This window comes from Pricia antarctica, assembly GCF_900101815.1.
GTDB classification, from domain to species: domain Bacteria; phylum Bacteroidota; class Bacteroidia; order Flavobacteriales; family Flavobacteriaceae; genus Pricia; species Pricia antarctica.
In genome coordinates this window covers 23,234-40,121 of sequence record NZ_FNAO01000014.1, presented here as the reverse complement: position 1 = coordinate 40,121, position 16,888 = coordinate 23,234, and the positions used below count along the sequence as shown (strand labels likewise).

The 16,888-nt window shown below is 41.4% G+C and carries 18 protein-coding genes and 3 pseudogenes; 18 read left to right on the top strand and 3 right to left on the bottom strand.

Translation table 11 applies throughout. The features are described 5' to 3' along the window. Positions 1–364: 364 nt before the first annotated feature. The 8 genes and pseudogenes from BLT07_RS19680 (at position 365) to BLT07_RS19645 (ending at position 3,615) form a co-directional block, all read left to right on the top strand. Complete coding sequence (locus BLT07_RS19680) at positions 365–721, top strand: type II toxin-antitoxin system RelE/ParE family toxin (RefSeq protein WP_091874113.1); 357 nt, start codon at positions 365–367, stop codon at positions 719–721. Then, a complete protein-coding gene (locus BLT07_RS19675; RefSeq protein WP_091874111.1) occupies positions 705–995 on the top strand; it encodes a helix-turn-helix domain-containing protein in 291 nt (96 codons plus the stop codon). The genes BLT07_RS19680 and BLT07_RS19675 overlap by 17 nt, the downstream gene beginning before the upstream one ends. A 271-nt stretch (positions 996–1,266) precedes the next feature. Beyond that, the gene (locus BLT07_RS19670; RefSeq protein WP_091874108.1) at positions 1,267–1,509 is read left to right on the top strand and encodes a hypothetical protein; all 243 of its coding nucleotides are present in this window, start codon (positions 1,267–1,269) and stop codon (positions 1,507–1,509) included. A 32-nt stretch (positions 1,510–1,541) separates the two neighbouring features. After that, positions 1,542–1,820 (top strand): annotated as a pseudogene (locus tag BLT07_RS21775) (type II toxin-antitoxin system RelE/ParE family toxin); the annotation flags it as partial. 246 nt (positions 1,821–2,066) lie between these two features. Further along, entirely contained in the window at positions 2,067–2,450 is a 384-nt protein-coding gene (locus BLT07_RS19660; RefSeq protein WP_091874106.1) for a type II toxin-antitoxin system RelE/ParE family toxin, read from the top strand. A gap of 1 nt (position 2,451) precedes the next feature. Then, the gene (locus tag BLT07_RS19655) at positions 2,452–2,742 is read left to right on the top strand and encodes a helix-turn-helix domain-containing protein (RefSeq protein WP_091874104.1); all 291 of its coding nucleotides are present in this window, start codon (positions 2,452–2,454) and stop codon (positions 2,740–2,742) included. Positions 2,743–3,026: 284 nt separating this feature from the next. After that, the gene (locus BLT07_RS19650) at positions 3,027–3,170 is read left to right on the top strand and encodes a type II toxin-antitoxin system HicA family toxin (protein ID WP_091874102.1); all 144 of its coding nucleotides are present in this window, start codon (positions 3,027–3,029) and stop codon (positions 3,168–3,170) included. Between the two features lie 49 nt (positions 3,171–3,219). Continuing rightward, positions 3,220–3,615: a helix-turn-helix transcriptional regulator gene (locus BLT07_RS19645; protein ID WP_091874099.1), complete on the top strand. Its 396-nt coding sequence runs from the start codon at positions 3,220–3,222 to the stop codon at positions 3,613–3,615. A 107-nt stretch (positions 3,616–3,722) separates the two neighbouring features. On the opposite strand, the pseudogene BLT07_RS21810 reads toward BLT07_RS19645, so the two are convergent. Next, positions 3,723–5,290: pseudogene (locus BLT07_RS21810) on the bottom strand (IS1182 family transposase). A gap of 309 nt (positions 5,291–5,599) precedes the next feature. Between BLT07_RS21810 and BLT07_RS19625 the strand changes: the two are divergent. Together BLT07_RS19625 and BLT07_RS19620 are read left to right on the top strand one after the other, a co-directional pair. Next, a complete protein-coding gene (locus BLT07_RS19625) occupies positions 5,600–6,406 on the top strand; it encodes a polysaccharide deacetylase family protein (protein ID WP_091874094.1) in 807 nt (268 codons plus the stop codon). A 327-nt stretch (positions 6,407–6,733) separates the two neighbouring features. Next, complete coding sequence (locus BLT07_RS19620; RefSeq protein ID WP_139205176.1) at positions 6,734–7,339, top strand: hypothetical protein; 606 nt, start codon at positions 6,734–6,736, stop codon at positions 7,337–7,339. A 99-nt stretch (positions 7,340–7,438) separates the two neighbouring features. Here the strand turns inward: BLT07_RS19620 and BLT07_RS19615 are convergent, their stop codons facing one another. Further along, complete coding sequence (locus BLT07_RS19615) at positions 7,439–9,007, bottom strand: IS1182 family transposase (protein WP_091874122.1); 1,569 nt, start codon at positions 9,005–9,007, stop codon at positions 7,439–7,441. Positions 9,008–9,290: 283 nt separating this feature from the next. Between BLT07_RS19615 and BLT07_RS19610 the strand changes: the two genes are divergently transcribed. From BLT07_RS19610 to BLT07_RS19595, 4 genes are all read left to right on the top strand, one after another. Then, a complete protein-coding gene (locus BLT07_RS19610; RefSeq protein WP_091874089.1) occupies positions 9,291–10,160 on the top strand; it encodes a cation diffusion facilitator family transporter in 870 nt (289 codons plus the stop codon). A gap of 438 nt (positions 10,161–10,598) precedes the next feature. Continuing rightward, the gene (locus tag BLT07_RS19605) at positions 10,599–10,832 is read left to right on the top strand and encodes a type II toxin-antitoxin system RelE/ParE family toxin (RefSeq protein WP_217633359.1); all 234 of its coding nucleotides are present in this window, start codon (positions 10,599–10,601) and stop codon (positions 10,830–10,832) included. A 375-nt stretch (positions 10,833–11,207) separates the two neighbouring features. Next, positions 11,208–11,456, top strand: a complete 249-nt coding sequence (locus tag BLT07_RS19600; RefSeq protein WP_091874087.1) for a DUF6364 family protein — start codon at positions 11,208–11,210, stop codon at positions 11,454–11,456. Next, positions 11,453–11,875: a type II toxin-antitoxin system VapC family toxin gene (locus BLT07_RS19595; protein ID WP_091874085.1), complete on the top strand. Its 423-nt coding sequence runs from the start codon at positions 11,453–11,455 to the stop codon at positions 11,873–11,875. Before BLT07_RS19600 ends, BLT07_RS19595 begins: the two co-directional genes overlap by 4 nt. A 92-nt stretch (positions 11,876–11,967) precedes the next feature. Here BLT07_RS19595 and BLT07_RS21805 read toward each other — a convergent pair. After that, positions 11,968–13,236 (bottom strand): annotated as a pseudogene (locus BLT07_RS21805) (transposase); the annotation flags it as partial. Positions 13,237–13,262: 26 nt separating this feature from the next. Here BLT07_RS21805 and BLT07_RS19575 point away from each other — a divergent pair. From BLT07_RS19575 to BLT07_RS19560, 4 genes are all read left to right on the top strand, one after another. Next, positions 13,263–13,562: an isochorismatase family protein gene (locus tag BLT07_RS19575; protein WP_091874078.1), complete on the top strand. Its 300-nt coding sequence runs from the start codon at positions 13,263–13,265 to the stop codon at positions 13,560–13,562. 154 nt (positions 13,563–13,716) lie between these two features. Beyond that, the gene (locus BLT07_RS19570) at positions 13,717–13,944 is read left to right on the top strand and encodes a winged helix-turn-helix transcriptional regulator (RefSeq protein WP_245726615.1); all 228 of its coding nucleotides are present in this window, start codon (positions 13,717–13,719) and stop codon (positions 13,942–13,944) included. Positions 13,945–14,124: 180 nt separating this feature from the next. Next, the gene (locus BLT07_RS19565) at positions 14,125–14,640 is read left to right on the top strand and encodes a YceI family protein (protein ID WP_091874074.1); all 516 of its coding nucleotides are present in this window, start codon (positions 14,125–14,127) and stop codon (positions 14,638–14,640) included. Between the two features lie 523 nt (positions 14,641–15,163). After that, positions 15,164–16,390 carry a site-specific integrase gene (locus tag BLT07_RS19560; protein ID WP_091874120.1) on the top strand — a complete coding sequence of 409 codons (1,227 nt, stop codon included), beginning with the start codon at positions 15,164–15,166 and terminating at the stop codon, positions 16,388–16,390. Positions 16,391–16,888: the final 498 nt, after the last annotated feature.

Sequence of the window (16,888 nt, the reverse complement as noted above, 5' to 3'; positions counted from 1 at the left end):
TAGCCCTTTTTTCCTTGCATACCTAAAGTTACGATCGATTCCCGGATCGGCAATGATCACGACCGCTTTTTTTCATAACTTGTGCAACAGGCACAATGGCTATGATCAATGCGGGCGTAAGTGCCTAAGCCAAAGGTCCGGGCGTGTCGACGAACACCGCAAAATCTTTTGGATTTTGCCTTTACGCGGGACAAGACAAAGCCAAAACAAAAAGATTTTGGCTATTGCGTGGGGGAAAAGCAGTTTCGTGCAGCCCCGCACTGAGCATAGCCGAGCCGCTGTCATTAATACTGGAAAATCCATATTAAGACGAATCTTTACAACTTTTATTTAAAATTGTACACCAATTAGTTAACTTTGGTGGGTGATAAGAAAAATAAAATCATACAAAAGTCACTTCACCGACTTTTACGAATCGCAGGAGGAAAAGGTCCAGAATAAAATCGAATACGTATTGGACCTGGTCCGTTTTGAACAACGTGTTCCCAAAAAGTTCTTCAAAGCACTCGAAAATACCGATGGTATTTATGAAGTCCGTGTGATCACAACTTTTAAAAGTATACGGATTTTATGCTTCTTTGATGACGGGAACTTAGTAATGCTTGCCAACTGTTTCGTCAAGAAAACTCAAAAGATACCTAGGAAAGAAATAAAACTTGCCGAAAAATTGAAAAAGGAATATTTAAAAAATAAAAACGGCCGATATGGAAAATGTAACTGATTTTGAAGATATACTCGTTAAAAAGTATGGGAACAAGGGAACTGACAAACGTGACAGATACGACGCGAATTCACTTGCTTTTCGTTTGGGAGCAATGTTAAAGGAGGCCCGAAAAGAGGCGAATTTGACACAAGAAGAACTTGCCGAAAGAACCGGGACAAAAAAAAGCTACATATCACGTATTGAACGTGGGCTGAGTGATATTCAAGTTTCTACCTATCACAAACTGATTGAATTAGGTTTAGGTAAAAATCTAAATATTACGATAGCATAGCGGAAAGTACTAATGACAACAAAACCTATGGGCAATGCGGGCGTAAGTACTTAAACCAAAGGTCGGTGCGTATCGACGAACACCGCGAAATCTTTTGGATTTCGCTCTTTCGCAGGACAAGATAAAACCGAAACAAAAAGATTTCGCTAATTTCAAGGCGGAAGGGCCGTTGCGCGCCGACCGCCCTACTTGCCATAGCCTTAACGAACAAAAACAACCAAAAATCAAGAATCTGAACGAAATTCGTAACTTTGGTTAAAATGTATCGCAAATGGACTTACAGACCAGAAAATTATCGTTGATACAGGAAATTCTTCATATCCAGAACGAGGACATAATAAATGGACTGGACAAAATGCTCAAAAAGCGAAAAGCGGAACTTTACGAGAAAAATCTCAAACCAATGTCCATGGAGCAGTTTAATGCCGACATCGACCAATCGCTGGAGGATTCTGCAAATGACAGAGTGATTACCGCAAAGGAATTGAAAGAAGAAATCAAAAAATGGAACTGACCGTTTTTTGAACAGAGTTCGCAAAAGGCAAACTCGACGACATATTTGAATACTACAATCACAAATCGGGAAGTGTAAACGTCGCCAGGAAATTGGTGGACGGGATTATTGACCATACCATCGGTTTAGAAAAACAACCAGATATCGGAGAAAGGGAGAAACTTTTATTGGACAGACCTCAAAAATTCAGATACTTGGTCTTCAAGAGCTACAAAATCATCTACTGGATTAACGAACCGAAAAATTGGATCGACATCGCACACGTTTTCGATACAAGACAAGATCCCTTTAAAATAAGACAAGGAGAATAAGCCAGTTGCCAACAAAACCTCCTATAAGTAATGCGAGGCCTGGGCCTAGTCCGAAGGTCCGGGTATATTTACGAAGTCCGCAAAATCTTTTGGATTTTGCCCTGAAAAACAAAAGATGAATCAAAACAAAAAGCTTTTGCTAGTTGCGAGGACGGAAGTTCGGTACTTGTCCGCTCCGCACTACTTATAGCTTGGGCGTTGTAGCGAATGCTACTCAAATACAACATTTCACCTACATTCATCGTTATGGTTTTGAATATAGTAACTTTTAAGTTACCTTCGAGGAATGGGAAAGTTAGGGAGGTAATCCAATATAAGAACTATTTCGAGGAGTTCTTGCTCAAACAACCTAAGAAGGTCCAGGACAAGATATTCAAGGTCATCGAAATGATAGAAACTTACGAGAGATTTCCTTCGACCTATCTAAAAGCACTTGTTGGAACCAAAGGGCTTTACGAGGCGCGAATCAAATTGGGCTCGAATATTTGGCGTGTGTTCTGCTTTTTCGACAAAGGTAAGCTAGTAGTCCTATTGAACGGATTTACCAAGAAAACGCAAAAGACGCCGAAAAAAGAAATCGACAAGGCGGTCGGACTAATGAATTCATACTATGAAGACAAAAAGAAATAATATGGACACTAAAAGCTGGAAAGACATCAAGGACACCGTTTACGGTAAAAAAGGAACGGAACGCAGGGACGGACTGGAAAGGGACTTTGAGTCCTTTAAAATCGGTCTGCTCTTACGAAATGCACGGGAAGAAAAAAACTTGACCCAAGAACAGCTCGGACAGCTAGTGGACAAAAAACGGACCTACATCTCAAGGGTCGAAAACAACGGGAGCAATCTAACGTTGAAAACATTGTATGAAATCGTCGAAAAGGGACTGGGCGGAAAAGTCACTATCTCTATCGACGTGTAAAAAAGTACGTGTTACAACAGAGCCTATGAGCAGTACTGGGCATGGTCCGCGTATTTTTATGTAGTCCGCAAAATCTTACGGATTTTGGGTTGGAGAAGAAAAAAGTAAACCAAAACAATAAGCTTTTGCAATGGGCGTGGCGGAAAGGTCTGTGCTTGTCCGCTCCCGAACTGCTCATAGCTTGGGCGTTATAGCGAATGCTGGAAATCCTTTCCAGCATTAAACTTCTATTTGTAAAAAAGTAAATTATAGTTTACCTTTTATTTTGAAATGAAAGTAGACCTATGAAGTGTTCCAAACTGTATCGAATCTTGACGAAAGACGGTTGGTACGCGGTCTCGCAGAAAGGCTCCCATGTAAAAATGAGGCACGAGAAAAAAAATGGGATTATCATCTTTCCCAACCACGGTAGCCAGGAAATGGGTTAGGGACTGGAAAGGAAAATCCTCAAGGACGCAGGAATTAAAAAATAGAGCTATGGCCAAGAAAAAGAAAATAACAATGACAGTCGAGAAAACCGATACCGGATTTTCGGCATTCTCGCAGGACTATCCAATCTTTACGACCGGACAATCCATTCCGGAACTGATCAACAACACTTACGAGGCGACGGAATTTTATTTCGAGGAAGAGGCGATAAAGCTGGACCACAAGGACATCAGGTTTGAAATCGACTTCAAACAGTTCTTCAAATTTTATAAAGTGATCAATGCCAAATTTCTTGCGGAGAAAATCGGAATGAACGCTACGCTATTGTCCCAATACGTACAGGGACATAAAAAACCTTCGGCCAAACAGACCGAGAAAATACTGAGTGGAATTCACCAGATCGGACAGGAACTTTCGGGTATAAATCTATTGCAGACGGCATAGGTTTGCGGAAAGCACTCGCTACAACAAAAGTAACCGTTGCACAAGCCACTGATTCGAGAAAAACCGAATTCATATAGGCCTTCCTTCGGAGCTTTTTTCTTTTGATATCATAATCGGAAGGCTATTTTTCGCCTTGGCCTATTGGCCGAAAACAAGTTCTGGAGTACACTTTTTACAAATGTCCCCGAGGCAAGTATCACTGCCCCGCTTTTTACCCGTTTTTGTTCGAATTTCAGATACTTTTTCAGGTTATAGGCGATGGCCGAGAGGTGCATCACCTTGTTCGCCTGTCCTATCCCGATCGTGTTTATCTTCCTCGGCCCCATGAACTGGGTCAGCGTTCCGAACACGGGTTCCACCGTACTTTGCCGTTTGCCCTTCATGTACCGGCCCTCCCTGCTGTTCACACGTTCGATGTTCCGTTCGTACCCCGCCCGATAGTAGGTGACCGAGAACTGTTTCTCGTTCACCTTGCCCAAACACGTTGTCCGAAGCGGGCAGCCCTTGCAGATCTTGCCCGATGCACGGTACGCTTTCTTCCTGGTCTTGGTTCGGCTGTCAAGGAACACTTTTTTGAAAGGGATCACCTTGCCCTGCGGACACAGATAATGGTCCTCATTTTCGTTATAGATGAAATTATCGGGACCGCCCTTGTAGGTGCCGTGCGGCGGTATGAAACTTTTAATACCACTATCCTCAAGAAAGGCATAGTTCTCGCCGCTGCTGTAGCCCGTGTCGGCAACGCAGTTCTCGAACACCAGGCACTGTTGCCATAATCTCCTTTGCAGTCTTCGCACTATATCCTGTAACTGTTGGTTAACCTTGCCATCGGCATGGTAGGCCTTGATATCGGTGACCACATGGTGCGCCGTATCGACGCTCAGCTGGCTAAGTTAGTTCAGTTTCCTCGCCTTGCCGGGCTTGACGCTTATCCGCGCATCGGGATCGGTCGGACTGTAATGGGTCTTGTTGCACGTGTACTTCGACCCCTTGTTGCCGGCACCGGGACGTTGGTCCTGGTCCTTCGCCCATTTTTTGTTCCTGCTTTCGATAGCGTTGAGATCTTTCTTGCTGGCGGTAACGCCGCGCTGGCCCTTGTCGGACCTGTCCCCCTTGCTCCTGCGGTGGGGTTCCTCTTTGTCCATCGAACTGAGCGCACGTACCTTTCGCAGATGTTCGTCCAGATGTTCTTCCGGTGCCTTCAGCTCCAAGGTGTCCATACTGGCGTTTGCCTTTACCGGGGCGGAATCTATGGCCTGCGTATGGCCGCTGACCATTCCCTTCCCCACGCACAGGCCTAGGACCTTCGTGAACACTTCCTCGAAAACGGATTCGGGGAACAGTTGCCGCGTCCGGCTTATGGTACTGTGCCAGGGAAGCTCCTCGTCGATATCGTAACCTATGAAAAAAAGAATGTCAGGCGCATCGAACAATGGTCGATCAGTTTGCGGTCGCTTATTATATTCTCCAGATGGCCGACCAGACATAGTTTGAGGAACACCACAGGGTCGATGCTCTTCTGGCCGCTTTCCTCGTAATATCCCTTGGTAAGCGGATATAGGGACCGAAGGTCGACGGCATCCCTCAACCGACGGTAGAAATTATGTTCCGGCACTCGCTCGCTCAACCGGAATTCGATGAAGAGCTTTTCCTGGTACTGCTTTTTTCCCTGCATACCTAAAGGTACGGTCCCTTTCCCGATCGGCAAGATCGAAAACGCCTTTTTTTGACTAACTTGTGCAACAGGCACATTGGCTATAGCAAATAGGGCGGTAAGTGCAAAATCCAAAGGTTCGTGCGTGTCTGCGAGCACCGCCAAAACTTTTGATTTGGCTTTAAAAAAAATAAGGTGAAACAAAATGCAAAAGTTTTGCCTTAGGCTAGGTGGAAAGGCCATCGCATGCCATCTGCCCTACTTTCTTTATACGAGACGTTGTAAAACATTTAGTGTTAAAAATTTAATTATAATATTATCTAAAAAAATATGAAAAATTTATTCGTTTATGTATTCCCTATAATGTTAACTGCCGCATTTTCATATTCTCAGGACATAAATAAGAACTTCAAATGGCCAGAAAATAAAAAAGCCGCTGTCTGTTTAACATTTGATGATGCTCAGGATTCTCATCTGGATAATGCAATACCATTACTTGACTCATTTAATATGAAAGCAACCTTTTACTGTCATGGATATGCAGAATCTTTACAGAATCGCACTTCTGGATGGAAAGAGATTGCTGAAAACGGACATGAACTTGGCAATCATTCGTTATTTCATCCATGTGATGCCAGCCGATTTGATTGGGTTAGACCAGAATATGACATAACCCGATATAGTTTGGAACAAATACGAACGGAATTATATACTGCCAACACTCTTTTCAAAGCTATTGATGGAAAAACGGATAGAACTTTTGGATATCCCTGCTCAGACTTTAAAGTACAGGGCGATACAAGCTATGTAGATGTAGTTGGGCTACTATTTTCGGCGGGAAGAAGTGATGGCCCTATACCAAACACTATGGAGAATATTGATATTTTTTTTATGCCAAGTTGGTGTGTAGACAGTAATACTGGCAAAGAACTAATTGATTATGTCAAAGAGGCAAGAGAAAAAGGGACTATTGCCACATTTATGTTTCATAGTGTTGGAGGTGGTTACCTGAACGTATCCAATGAAGCATTAGAGGAATTATTAATCTATCTCAAAGAAAATGAACAAGATTATTGGGTAGATACCTTTTTAAATGTTACAAAATATATATCAAACCAATCAATCAATACTAAATAATTCAGTGATCTATGCTTGCATTAACACTTCATTTAAAACCAATGTTTCTAGTGTTTATTTGGGCTAACTGAAAATTTTGATAGATTTTAAGTCGTACAAATCATATTTAAAACGTTTTTCAACATGCGGTATAGTTAATTGCCGGTTCAGTAAGTATTCGAGCAGTACAGCCCGTAACAAAAGTTGGTGTAACTTGATAGGAAAGTGCTTCGGAATCGGCAATTAACCATACCGCCAACCTTTACAGCACATATGACAATTAAACAAGTCTTTGTAATAATTTCAATCTTTCTGCTTTTTTCGAGCTGCGAAAAAAAGCAGACGGATTTGGAATTTGAACAATCGGTTGCCTATGAAATATTCCCCGCTTTGATGGACGAACTACATTATGATACTAGGCTCGGGCCACCATCACCTCCGAAACCAATCTACGATGCCAATGAAAACTTGATCGGATATGATAGGATCATGGCGGAAAAGACCATGGCCGAATGGCAAATGAAACTTGCGGAATTTAAGGCTGATTCCGTGAGATTGGTGATAGCCGTTGAGGATAGTACCAGATTGTTGGAAAAAGAAGAACGGGAAGAATTACTAAAGTACTTTTCGGACAAAAATTTAATTCTGGACACCTCGAATCAATCAAAAAATTATAAAATAAAACTGAACAGACTTAAGGCAGAACCTAAACTGAAATTCAAATATCTGTCAGAATTACCAGCGGGCAGTGAAATATGGAGCGAAGAATATGATTTCCATTTATCGGGAACAACCGGTCTTTCAAGAATCCTTTTCGATACGACCAAATCATATGGAATCCTGCACAGCGGATTTGCTTGCGGAAAACTCTGTGGGACGGGATTTCGGATTTTTATTAAAAAAGTAAACGGCAAGTGGATTATCGAGAAAATGATTGTAATTGAGATAGCGTAGAAAAATACGTACTGTAACAATGGTAACCGTTGCACAAGCCTATAATTGATGTGAACAGATCTTATTTGGGACCTTTTAAAGGGCGTTTTCCTTTGTTGCTCATCTATACAATGCAATTTTTCGCCGCGTTGTAAAAGCTCCGAGCAGGTTCTTAAGGACATTTCTCACCGATACAACGAAGGCGAGTGCCATTGCACCGCTTTTTGCTCGTTTTTGTTCGAATTTCAGGTACTTTTTCATGTTGTAGGCGATGGCCGAGAGGTGCATCACCTTGTTCGCCTGTCCTATCCCGATCGTGTTTACCTTCCTCGGCCCCATGAACTGGGTCAGCGTTCCGAACACGGGTTCCACCGTACTTTGCCGTTTGCCCTTCATGTACCGGCCTTCCCTGCTGTTCACACGTTCGATGTTCCGTTCGTACTCCGCCCGATAGTAGGTGACCGAGAACTGTTTCTCGTTCACCTTGCCCAAACATGTTGTCCGAAGCGGGCAGCCCTTGCAGATCTTGCCCGATGCACGGTACGCTTTCTTCCTGGTCTTGGTTCGGCTGTCAAGGAACACTTTTTTGAAAGGGATCACCTTGCCCTGCGGACACAGATAATGGTCCTCATTTTCGTTATAGATGAAATTATCGGGACCGCCCTTGTAGGTGCCGTGCGGCGGTATGAAACTTTTAATACCACTATCCTCAAGAAAGGCATAGTTCTCGCCGCTGCTGTAGCCCGTGTCGGCCACGCAGTTCTCGAACACCAGGCCCTGTTGCCATAATCTCCTTTGCAGTCTTCGCACTATATCCTGTAACTGTTGGTTATCCTTGCCATCGGCATGGTAGGCCTTGATATCGGTGATCACATGGTGCGCCGTATCGACGCTCAGCTGGCTAAGGTAGTTCAGTTTCCTCGCCTTGCCGGGCTTGACGCTTATCCGTGCGTCGGGGTGGACAGGGCTGTAATGGGTCTTGTTACTGGTATACTTGCTTCCTTTGTTCCCCGCACCGGGGCGCTGGTCCTGATCCCTCGCCCATTTTTTGTTGCGCCCCTTTATCGCATCCAGTTCCTTCTTGCTGGTGGTGATACCGCGCTGCCTCTTGTCCGACGTGTCCCCCTTGCTCTCGCGGTGCGGCGTTTCCCTATCCATGCTGCCTATCGCACGCACCTTTCTTAAATGTTCATCAAGGTCTTCTTCGGGCACTTTCAGTTCCAGGGTGTCCATACTGGCGTTTGCCTTTACCGGGGCGGAATCTATGGCCTGGGTATGGCCGCTGACCATTCCCTTCTCCACGCACATGGCCAGGACCTTTGTGAACACTTCCTCGAAGACCGATTCGGAAAAAAGTTGGCGCGTCCGGCTTATCGTACTGTGCCATGGCAGCTCCTCGTCGATGTCGTAGCCTACGAAATAAAGGATGTCCAAACGCAGGGAACAGTGGTCGATCAGCTGACGGTCGCTGATAAGGTTCTCCAGATAGCCGACCAGACATAGTTTGAGGAACACCACAGGGTCGATGCTCTTCTGGCCGCTATCGCCATAATATCCCTTGGTAAGCGGATAGAGGGACCGAAGGTCGAGCACTTCTTTCAAGCGCCTGTAAAAATTGTTCTCCGGTATCCGTTCGCTCAACTGGAAACTGGTGAACAGTTTCTCTTGGTAGTCCTTTTTTCCCTGCATACCTAAAGTTACGATCATTCACTCGATCGGCAATGATCACGACCACTTTTTTTTCATAACTTGTGCAACAGGCATAACGTGTACAAAACATAGCTATTATGGGCTTTCCGAGAGGTTTTTGCTTATTTAAAAAGTACGCCAAATTTTTTATTTTGGTTATATTTAGAAAAGAAAATTAAAAATAAAAATAAAAAATTCGGCTCGTGCTAAATCCGAAAAGTTAGCGTTTATTTATACGCTACGTTTCATACACAAGACCGTTGTGTGCAACCTAAAAAAACGAATGAATAACGAACAAACTGCAATACGAACAACTTATTTCAGCATAATTGGAAATACTGCTTTAGCCTTGATAAAAGGACTTGCAGGTTTTTTTGGGAATTCTTACGCTTTAATTGCAGATGCGATTGAATCGACAACAGATATTTTTGCTTCATTTTTAGTTTTATTGGGCTTCAAATATGCAAAACGACCAGCGGACGAGAATCATCCTTATGGACACGGAAAAATTGAACCATTAATTACATTTGCAGTTGCTGCTTTTCTTGTTGTTTCTGCTACAATAATTGCATACGAAAGTATTCAAAACATCCAAACACCTCATAAAATACCGAAATCTTGGACTTTGATTGTATTGGGTCTAATAATAGTTTGGAAAGAAATTTCATTTCAAATTGTAATTAAAAAAAGTAAACAAACGAATAGTTCTTCACTAAAAGCAGATGCTTGGCATCATAGAAGTGATGCAATAACTTCAGTAATGGCATTTATCGGAATTTCAATAGCAATAATATTCGGAAAGGGTTATGAAACTGCTGATGATTGGGCAGCATTATTTGCTTCAGCGTTTATCTTATATAATAGTTATTTAATATTACGACCAGCATTAGGAGAAGTAATGGACGAACAACTTTATGACGACATAATACTTGAAATTAGAGAAAAATCAACAGAAGTTAAAGGTGTGTTAGACACAGAGAAATGTTTTATACGAAAGTCCGGAATGAATTTTCACGTTGATTTGCACGTAATTGTCAATAGTGAAATAACAGTAAAATCGGGTCACGATATTGCACATAAGTTAAAAGATTATTTGCGAAAAGAAATACCTAATTTAGGACACGTACTAATTCATATTGAACCGAATGAATAAAAAAGGCAGCACACAACAATGGTAACCGTTGCACAAGCCTATAATTGCTGTAAACAGAACTTATTTGGGACCTTTTAAAGGGCGTTTTTCTTTGTTGTTTATCTATACAATGCAATTTTTCGCCGCTTTGTAAAAGCTCCGAGCAGGTTCTTAAGGACGTTTCTCACCGATACAACGAAGGCGAGTGCCATTGCGCCGCTTTTTGAGCGTTTCCACTCGAATTTCAAGTATTTTTTCAGGTTGTAAGTGATGGCCGATAGGTGCATGACCTTGTCCGCCTGTTCTTGAAAAACTCCTAAAAATAGAGAAAAAATGGGACGGGGACGGATTGGAGCCTATGACCGTAAAGGAACTCAACGAACGGATTGACAAGTCCATGGAGGATTCCAAAAATGGGAGATTGACCGAAGTTAACCAACTCCTATCCAAAATTGAGAAATGGATCTGAAAATTCTCTGGACAGACTTCGCAAAATCGGAACTCAATAGGATTTACATATTTTACTTTGACCACGCAGGTTCCAAGATTGCCAAAAACGAGACGAAAAAGACAGCCAAAGCAACACTTAGACTTAAAAAACAGCCCGAAATAGGTCAACTCGAGGAATTTTTAAAAGGCAGAAGTCACGAGTTTCCATATTTAGTACACCAGTCTTTCAAAATCATCTACTGAATTAATTGGGAGCAAGTTCAGGTCGAGATCGTAGACGTATTTCACACCAGACAAAATCCCAAAAAAATGCAACGGACAACATAAGACAGCAGATAATCGTGGCTATCCTCAATGCGGGCGTAAGTGCCTAAACCAAAGGTCTGGGCATGTCGCGAACACCGCAAAATCCTTGGGATTTTGCTTTTACACGGAACAAGATAAAACCAAAACAAAAAGATTTTAACTATCGCGTGGGGGAAAAGTAGTTTCGTGCAGCCCCGCACTGAGCATAGCCTTGACGTTGTAAAACACTAGGACAATCCGATAAAAAAAGACCATCCACACAATATTGTACGGATTAATTTGTTATATTCGTACGTATAAATCCTATTTGAGATGGACACAAAATTGACATTAAAACTAAATCAAAAAATTATTGAGAGAGCAAAAGTATACGCTTCCGATAAGAAAATGAGCTTGTCCCGCATTGTAGAATCCTATCTTCAATCTCTAACTTCCGAGAAGAATGGAAACCAACTTGAAATCTCTCCTTTTGTTAAAAGCATTGCTACCGGAACAAAAATCCCTACTGACCTGAATTACAAAAAGGACTATTCCGATTATCTAATGGAGAAACACAAATGACCAAAAGGATCTTTATCGATACCAACGTAATGTTGGACCTTTTGGGTGAAAGAGAACCTTTTTACGAGCCGATCGCCAAAATTGCAACCTTGGCGGAAAAGGGAAAACTGACAATGGTAGTCTCCCCTATTTCTTTTGCCGCCGTCAATTATTTTCTTTCCAAATATGAGAGCTCAAAAATCGCAAGGGAAAAGTTAAGGAAATTCAAGATTTTGAGCGAAATATGCTCCATTGAAGAGCGGACGATAGAAAAAGCCCTGAATTCGTCAATAAAGGATTTCGAAGATGCGCTGCAATATTTTGGTGCTACGGAGTCAGAATGTGAAATCATAATAACAAGAAACGGAAAGGACTTTAAGCAATCCCTACTTCCAGTTATGACCGCAAAGGAATTCCTGAGCAGCCTGACCGAAAAATAACGAAGCACAACAAAAGTAACCGTTGCACAAGCCTATGATTTCAAAATACGGATTTAATATAAGCTCGTGTAAGGGGCTTTTTTCCTGTCAGGTCAGCAGTGCAGCGGCATTTTTCGGTGCTTTACGCGACAGCCGAACAAACGGTCCAGGATATTTTTGGCCAATACCTTCAAAGCGCGCGTCCCCGCCACACTTTTCGAACGCTTTTGTTCGAATTTCAGATACTTCTTCAGGTTGTAGGCGATGGCCGAGAGGTGCATTAACTTGTTCGCCTGTGCGATCCCGATCGTATTGATCTTCCTTAGGCCCATGAACTGTGTCAGGGTGCCGAAGACCGGTTCCACGGTACTCTGCCGTTCGCCCTTCATGTACCGCCCTGTGGACTTTCCACCCTTTGGATGTTGCGTTCGTATTCCTCACGATAAAAGGTCACCGAGAACTGTTTCTCGTTCACCTTTCCCAAACAGCCCGCCCTGAGCGGACAGTCCTTGCAGATCTTGCTCGATGCGCGGTACGCTTTCTTTTTGGTCTTGGTACGGCTGTCCAGGAACACTTTCCTGAAGGGTATCACCTTGCCCCGGGGGCATAGATAATGGTCGTGTTCCCTGATATACCCGAAGCCGTCGGGGCCGCCCTTATAGGTGCGGTGGGGCGGTATGAAGCTTTTAAGGCGTCCCCTCCTGGAAGGCATAGTTCTCGCCACTACTATAGCCCGTGTCCGCCACACAGTTCTCCCACAGAAGGCATCTCTTCCATAATCGTCGTTTTAAATGTTGTACGATATCGGGAAGCTGTTGGTTATCTTTTCCATCGGCATGGTAGGCCCTGATGTCCGTTATCACATGATGTGCCATGTCCACGCTCAATTGGCTCAGGTAATTGAGCTTTCTAGCCTTACCGGGCTTTACGCTGATCCGCGCATCCGGGTCCGTGGGGCTGTAATGGGTCTTGTTAATGGTATACTTGCTTCCCTTGTTACCGGCACCGGGGCGCTGGTCCTGGTCCTTCGGCCACTTCTTGTTACGGCTTTCGATGGCATTGAGTTCTTTCTTGCCCGCCGTGACGCTCCGCTGTCCTTTGTCGGACCTGTCCCCCTTGCTCTTGCGGTGGGGCCCTTCTTTGTCCATAGCGCTAATCGCCCGTATCTTTTTCAGGTGTTCGTCCAGATCCTCTTCCGGTACCTTAAGCTCTAAAGTGTCCATACTCGCGTTCGCCTTTACAGGGGCACTATCAATGGCCTACGTATGGCCACTGACCATACCTTTTTCAACGCACATGAACAGTAACTTGGCAAAAACTTCCTCAAAAACGGATTCGGGAAACAATTGCCGTGTTCTACTGATAGTGCTGTGCCAGGGAAGTAAAACCAAAGAACGGCGAAAAACTAATCAAGAAGTACACTCCAAATTCATTTGTAGGTACCGATCTTTTAAACTATTTGAAGTCAAAAAACATTACGGACTTGGTATTTACAGGAATGATGACTCAAATGTGTATTGATGCTACAGTAAGGGCTGCGAAAGATTTTGGTTTTAAATGTACCGTGATTGATGACGCTTGTGCTACAAGAGCCCTTGAAGTTAATGGAAATCAGGTAAAAGCCAAAGATGTTCAAACTGCATTTTTAGCAGGATTGAATTTATATTATGTGGATATTAAAAATACCAAAGATTATATTGCGGCTTAAAGAAAAAACACATAGAAAATATTACATCAATACGATAGCGGTTTAAGTATATACCTAAACCGCTATTGCTTGTTCACTTTAATTTGAGAATTAATCACTATTTACCATCAGAAAAATAACCTATTTAGTTTCCCCAAAAGGAATCTTCTGCTTCTTGGTCATCAGATATGCAGAATTAAAAAGATGCATTCCAGGAATAAGTGAAAAAGTATTAATTCAAAAATTCAAGCATTTAGTAGAAAATAAATTGGTTTCAAAGGAATCATATCCAGAAGTTCCACCGAGAGTTGAATATCGATTAACACCAATAGGCTTAAAGACTTTACCTGTTATTAAAGATTTGGCTTTGTTTCGGCTCGAAAATTTGAATTTAGATATATAGAAATATTGGAAAAAGAAACATCTGGAAAGAAAAGCCAGTTGCCAACACACCTTAGTAGACCTAGTAAAGAATTGACTAGAAAAAAAAATCAAAAGTAATTTCTTATCATACATCAATGCACAGATTTCTTTTTCTAAGTTATTTTGTTTTAAATAAATTTTAATCCTAAAACACAATAAAATGAATTGGAAAATAGACAATACGCATTCAGAAATTGCATTCAAAGTTAAACATATGATGATTTCAACAGTAACGGGTCATTTTGAAAATTTTGACGCAACAATTAATACAAATGATGAAAGTTTCCATAATGCTTCTGTTGTATTTAATGCAAAAATAGATTCTATAAACACAAAAAACAAAGATAGAGACACACACCTTAAATCTGATGATTTTTTCAATTCAGAAAAATTTCCAGAAATGAAATTTGTTTCTGAATCTTTTGACGGACAAAAATTAATTGGAAATTTAACTATAAAGGATGTTACTAAAAAAGTAGAATTGAATGTTGATTTAAATGGTATAGCTGTCGACCCTTATGGACAAACGAAAGCAGGTTTTGAAATAAGCGGAGAAATCAACAGAAAGGATTTTAACTTAACTTGGAGTGCAGTTACAGAGGCAGGAAGTGTTGTAGTTTCAGACAAAGTGAAATTGGTAATTGATGCTCAGTTCATTAAACAAGCCAAAAACTGAATCACAGACTTTGGTATTTTGAATTTAATTTAGCGAAATAAAAATACCTACAACGAGGAGGTCAAAACGGGTAAGGCTACAGCTATATCAAGTGGTGCGATAAGTACTGAATTCATTCGAATGGGCGTGTTTGCTAGCACCGCCAAATCTTTCGATTTGGCAACTGGAAATGAAAGATAGTTACGAAATACGAAAGCTTTGGCTAAGGCCTTAAACGGAAAGGAAGGTGTTTATCACCTGGCCTACTGGCCATAGCCTTGATGTTACCCAAAACTAAAAAAAAGCCGACTCCTAAAAGTCGGCTTTCCCTTTGTACAGGCGGAGAGACTCGAACTCTCACACCTTGCGGCACTAGATCCTAAGTTCAATTTGTTAGATATCAAAATAACACAAATTAACACAAATAACTGTTTTTCAAGATATTGAAATATTTGATAGGTTCATTTAAATCCATTTGATATCGAAAAAAGTGTTACCCATGTGTTACCCCGATTGTTTATCTTTACAAAAAACACCCTGGGATATGGCAACTCTAAAAACAGTTTTACACCCAAAAATTAATAAAAAAGGAACTAAGGATTATCGCTTGGCCATTAGACTTACCGTTAATCGAAAACGCAGCTATTACCATTTAGGCCAAAAAGTAGAGCCAAAATTTTGGGATGCTCCCGGAGAAAAGGTAAAATCATCCCATTCGAGACATAAGCAGTTGAATCGGCTTATAAGAAAGAAATACGACGAAATCGAGGATGTGATTTTTGAACTGGAAGCCTCAAAACATGATTACACGGCGAAGCAAGTAATCGACTCCATCCGTAAAAACACTAAAAAGCTTTCTTTTTTTGAACTTGCAGATGAGCATATTGAAGACCTAACCAAAGCCAAGAATCACAATAGAGCGATTTCAGATAAAAGTAAAATCAACAGGTTAAAGGAATTCGCCAAAAACCGAAACCTGACATTTGAAGAAATCGACGAGGATTTACTGAAAAAAATGAAAATTTATCTGCGGAATACTGTTGGTCTTTCCGAACGGTCGGTAATGAATGTGTTTGTTATGATACGATTGCTGTACAATAGCGCCATTAGCAAAAAGATAGTCGACCAAAAATTTTATCCCTTTGGAAGGGATAAAATAAAAATTAAATACCCTCAAACCATTAAAATAGGTCTTAATGAAAGTGAGATTCGAAACATCGAAAATCTCGATTTAAAACAAGGATCCGCGATTTGGCATACCAGAAATGTCTTTCTTTTCTCGTTTTATCTGGCGGGGATTAGAATTTCGGATGTTTTGAGAATGAGATGGAGCTACATTGTTGGTGATAGGCTCTATTATAAAATGAGCAAGAACGATAAGGCCGATTCTTTAAGGCTTCCAACCGCTGTTAATGACATTCTTGCCTACTACATAGAAGACAAACGAACTAGTTCCGATTATATCTTTCCGGAGCTCAAAACAATTCCAGTCCAAGATTCCAAAGCAATTTACACACGAATCAAAACATCAATTAAAAGACTGAATGACAACTTAGCCAAAATTGCGAACCAAGCCGAAATAAACAAGAAGATTACCAATCATATTGCTCGACATAGTTTTGGAAATATTGCCGGAGACAAGGTTTCACCACAAATGCTGCAGAAATTATATAGACATACCCATCTTAGTACAACCATTGGTTATCAAGGAAATTTTATTCACAAAAATGCTGATGAGGCCTTGGATGCAATAATCAACTTTTCTAAATAGTAAAGAAATACTCCAAACGTTAAAATTAGCTAGATCATCTTTTTCTTTCATTAGCATAGTCTCTTTATGCTAAGTGATGAACTAAATCAAAGCAGAGTACTGCTAAGAATTAGCTTCAGAGAAATACTGTTGTCTATTGCGAATTTTAGTTCCGTAAAAGGTGAATTACCGGAACTACTAAAAAGAACGACAAATGGAACTGGAGTCATTTTGTTGATACAATTCTCGAACTTGTTCCGTAAAATGGCCGATTATGGGACAGTTATTTTTCCATCTCCAATTAAATGAAAGTTAAGTTGAGCCACCATATGCGGATAAAACACTTATATAATCTATCAGCTATAATTGGTATGTAATGAATAAATGTTCCGTAATAGACCGATCGAAACACAATGTTCGAATCAATTTTTCACGGGAGCCTTACGGAAAAGAGGCTTTATTGTCATCTTATCGCACACTTTAAAAGGTTTTATCCCTAATTTCGGGGAAAAGTAAAAA

Coding starts and splice junctions, on each gene's coding strand:
- BLT07_RS19660 (WP_091874106.1), top strand. CDS start 2,067: ATGGTTTTGAATATAGTAACTTTTAAGTTACCTTCGAGGAATGGGAAA.
- BLT07_RS19675 (WP_091874111.1), top strand. CDS start 705: ATGGAAAATGTAACTGATTTTGAAGATATACTCGTTAAAAAGTATGGG.
- BLT07_RS19645 (WP_091874099.1), top strand. CDS start 3,220: ATGGCCAAGAAAAAGAAAATAACAATGACAGTCGAGAAAACCGATACC.
- BLT07_RS19565 (WP_091874074.1), top strand. CDS start 14,125: ATGAATTGGAAAATAGACAATACGCATTCAGAAATTGCATTCAAAGTT.
- BLT07_RS19610 (WP_091874089.1), top strand. CDS start 9,291: ATGAATAACGAACAAACTGCAATACGAACAACTTATTTCAGCATAATT.
- BLT07_RS19615 (WP_091874122.1), bottom strand. CDS start 9,007: ATGCAGGGAAAAAAGGACTACCAAGAGAAACTGTTCACCAGTTTCCAG.
- BLT07_RS19650 (WP_091874102.1), top strand. CDS start 3,027: ATGAAGTGTTCCAAACTGTATCGAATCTTGACGAAAGACGGTTGGTAC.
- BLT07_RS19670 (WP_091874108.1), top strand. CDS start 1,267: ATGGACTTACAGACCAGAAAATTATCGTTGATACAGGAAATTCTTCAT.
- BLT07_RS19595 (WP_091874085.1), top strand. CDS start 11,453: ATGACCAAAAGGATCTTTATCGATACCAACGTAATGTTGGACCTTTTG.
- BLT07_RS19625 (WP_091874094.1), top strand. CDS start 5,600: ATGAAAAATTTATTCGTTTATGTATTCCCTATAATGTTAACTGCCGCA.
- BLT07_RS19600 (WP_091874087.1), top strand. CDS start 11,208: ATGGACACAAAATTGACATTAAAACTAAATCAAAAAATTATTGAGAGA.
- BLT07_RS19605 (WP_217633359.1), top strand. CDS start 10,599: ATGGATCTGAAAATTCTCTGGACAGACTTCGCAAAATCGGAACTCAAT.
- BLT07_RS19655 (WP_091874104.1), top strand. CDS start 2,452: ATGGACACTAAAAGCTGGAAAGACATCAAGGACACCGTTTACGGTAAA.
- BLT07_RS19560 (WP_091874120.1), top strand. CDS start 15,164: ATGGCAACTCTAAAAACAGTTTTACACCCAAAAATTAATAAAAAAGGA.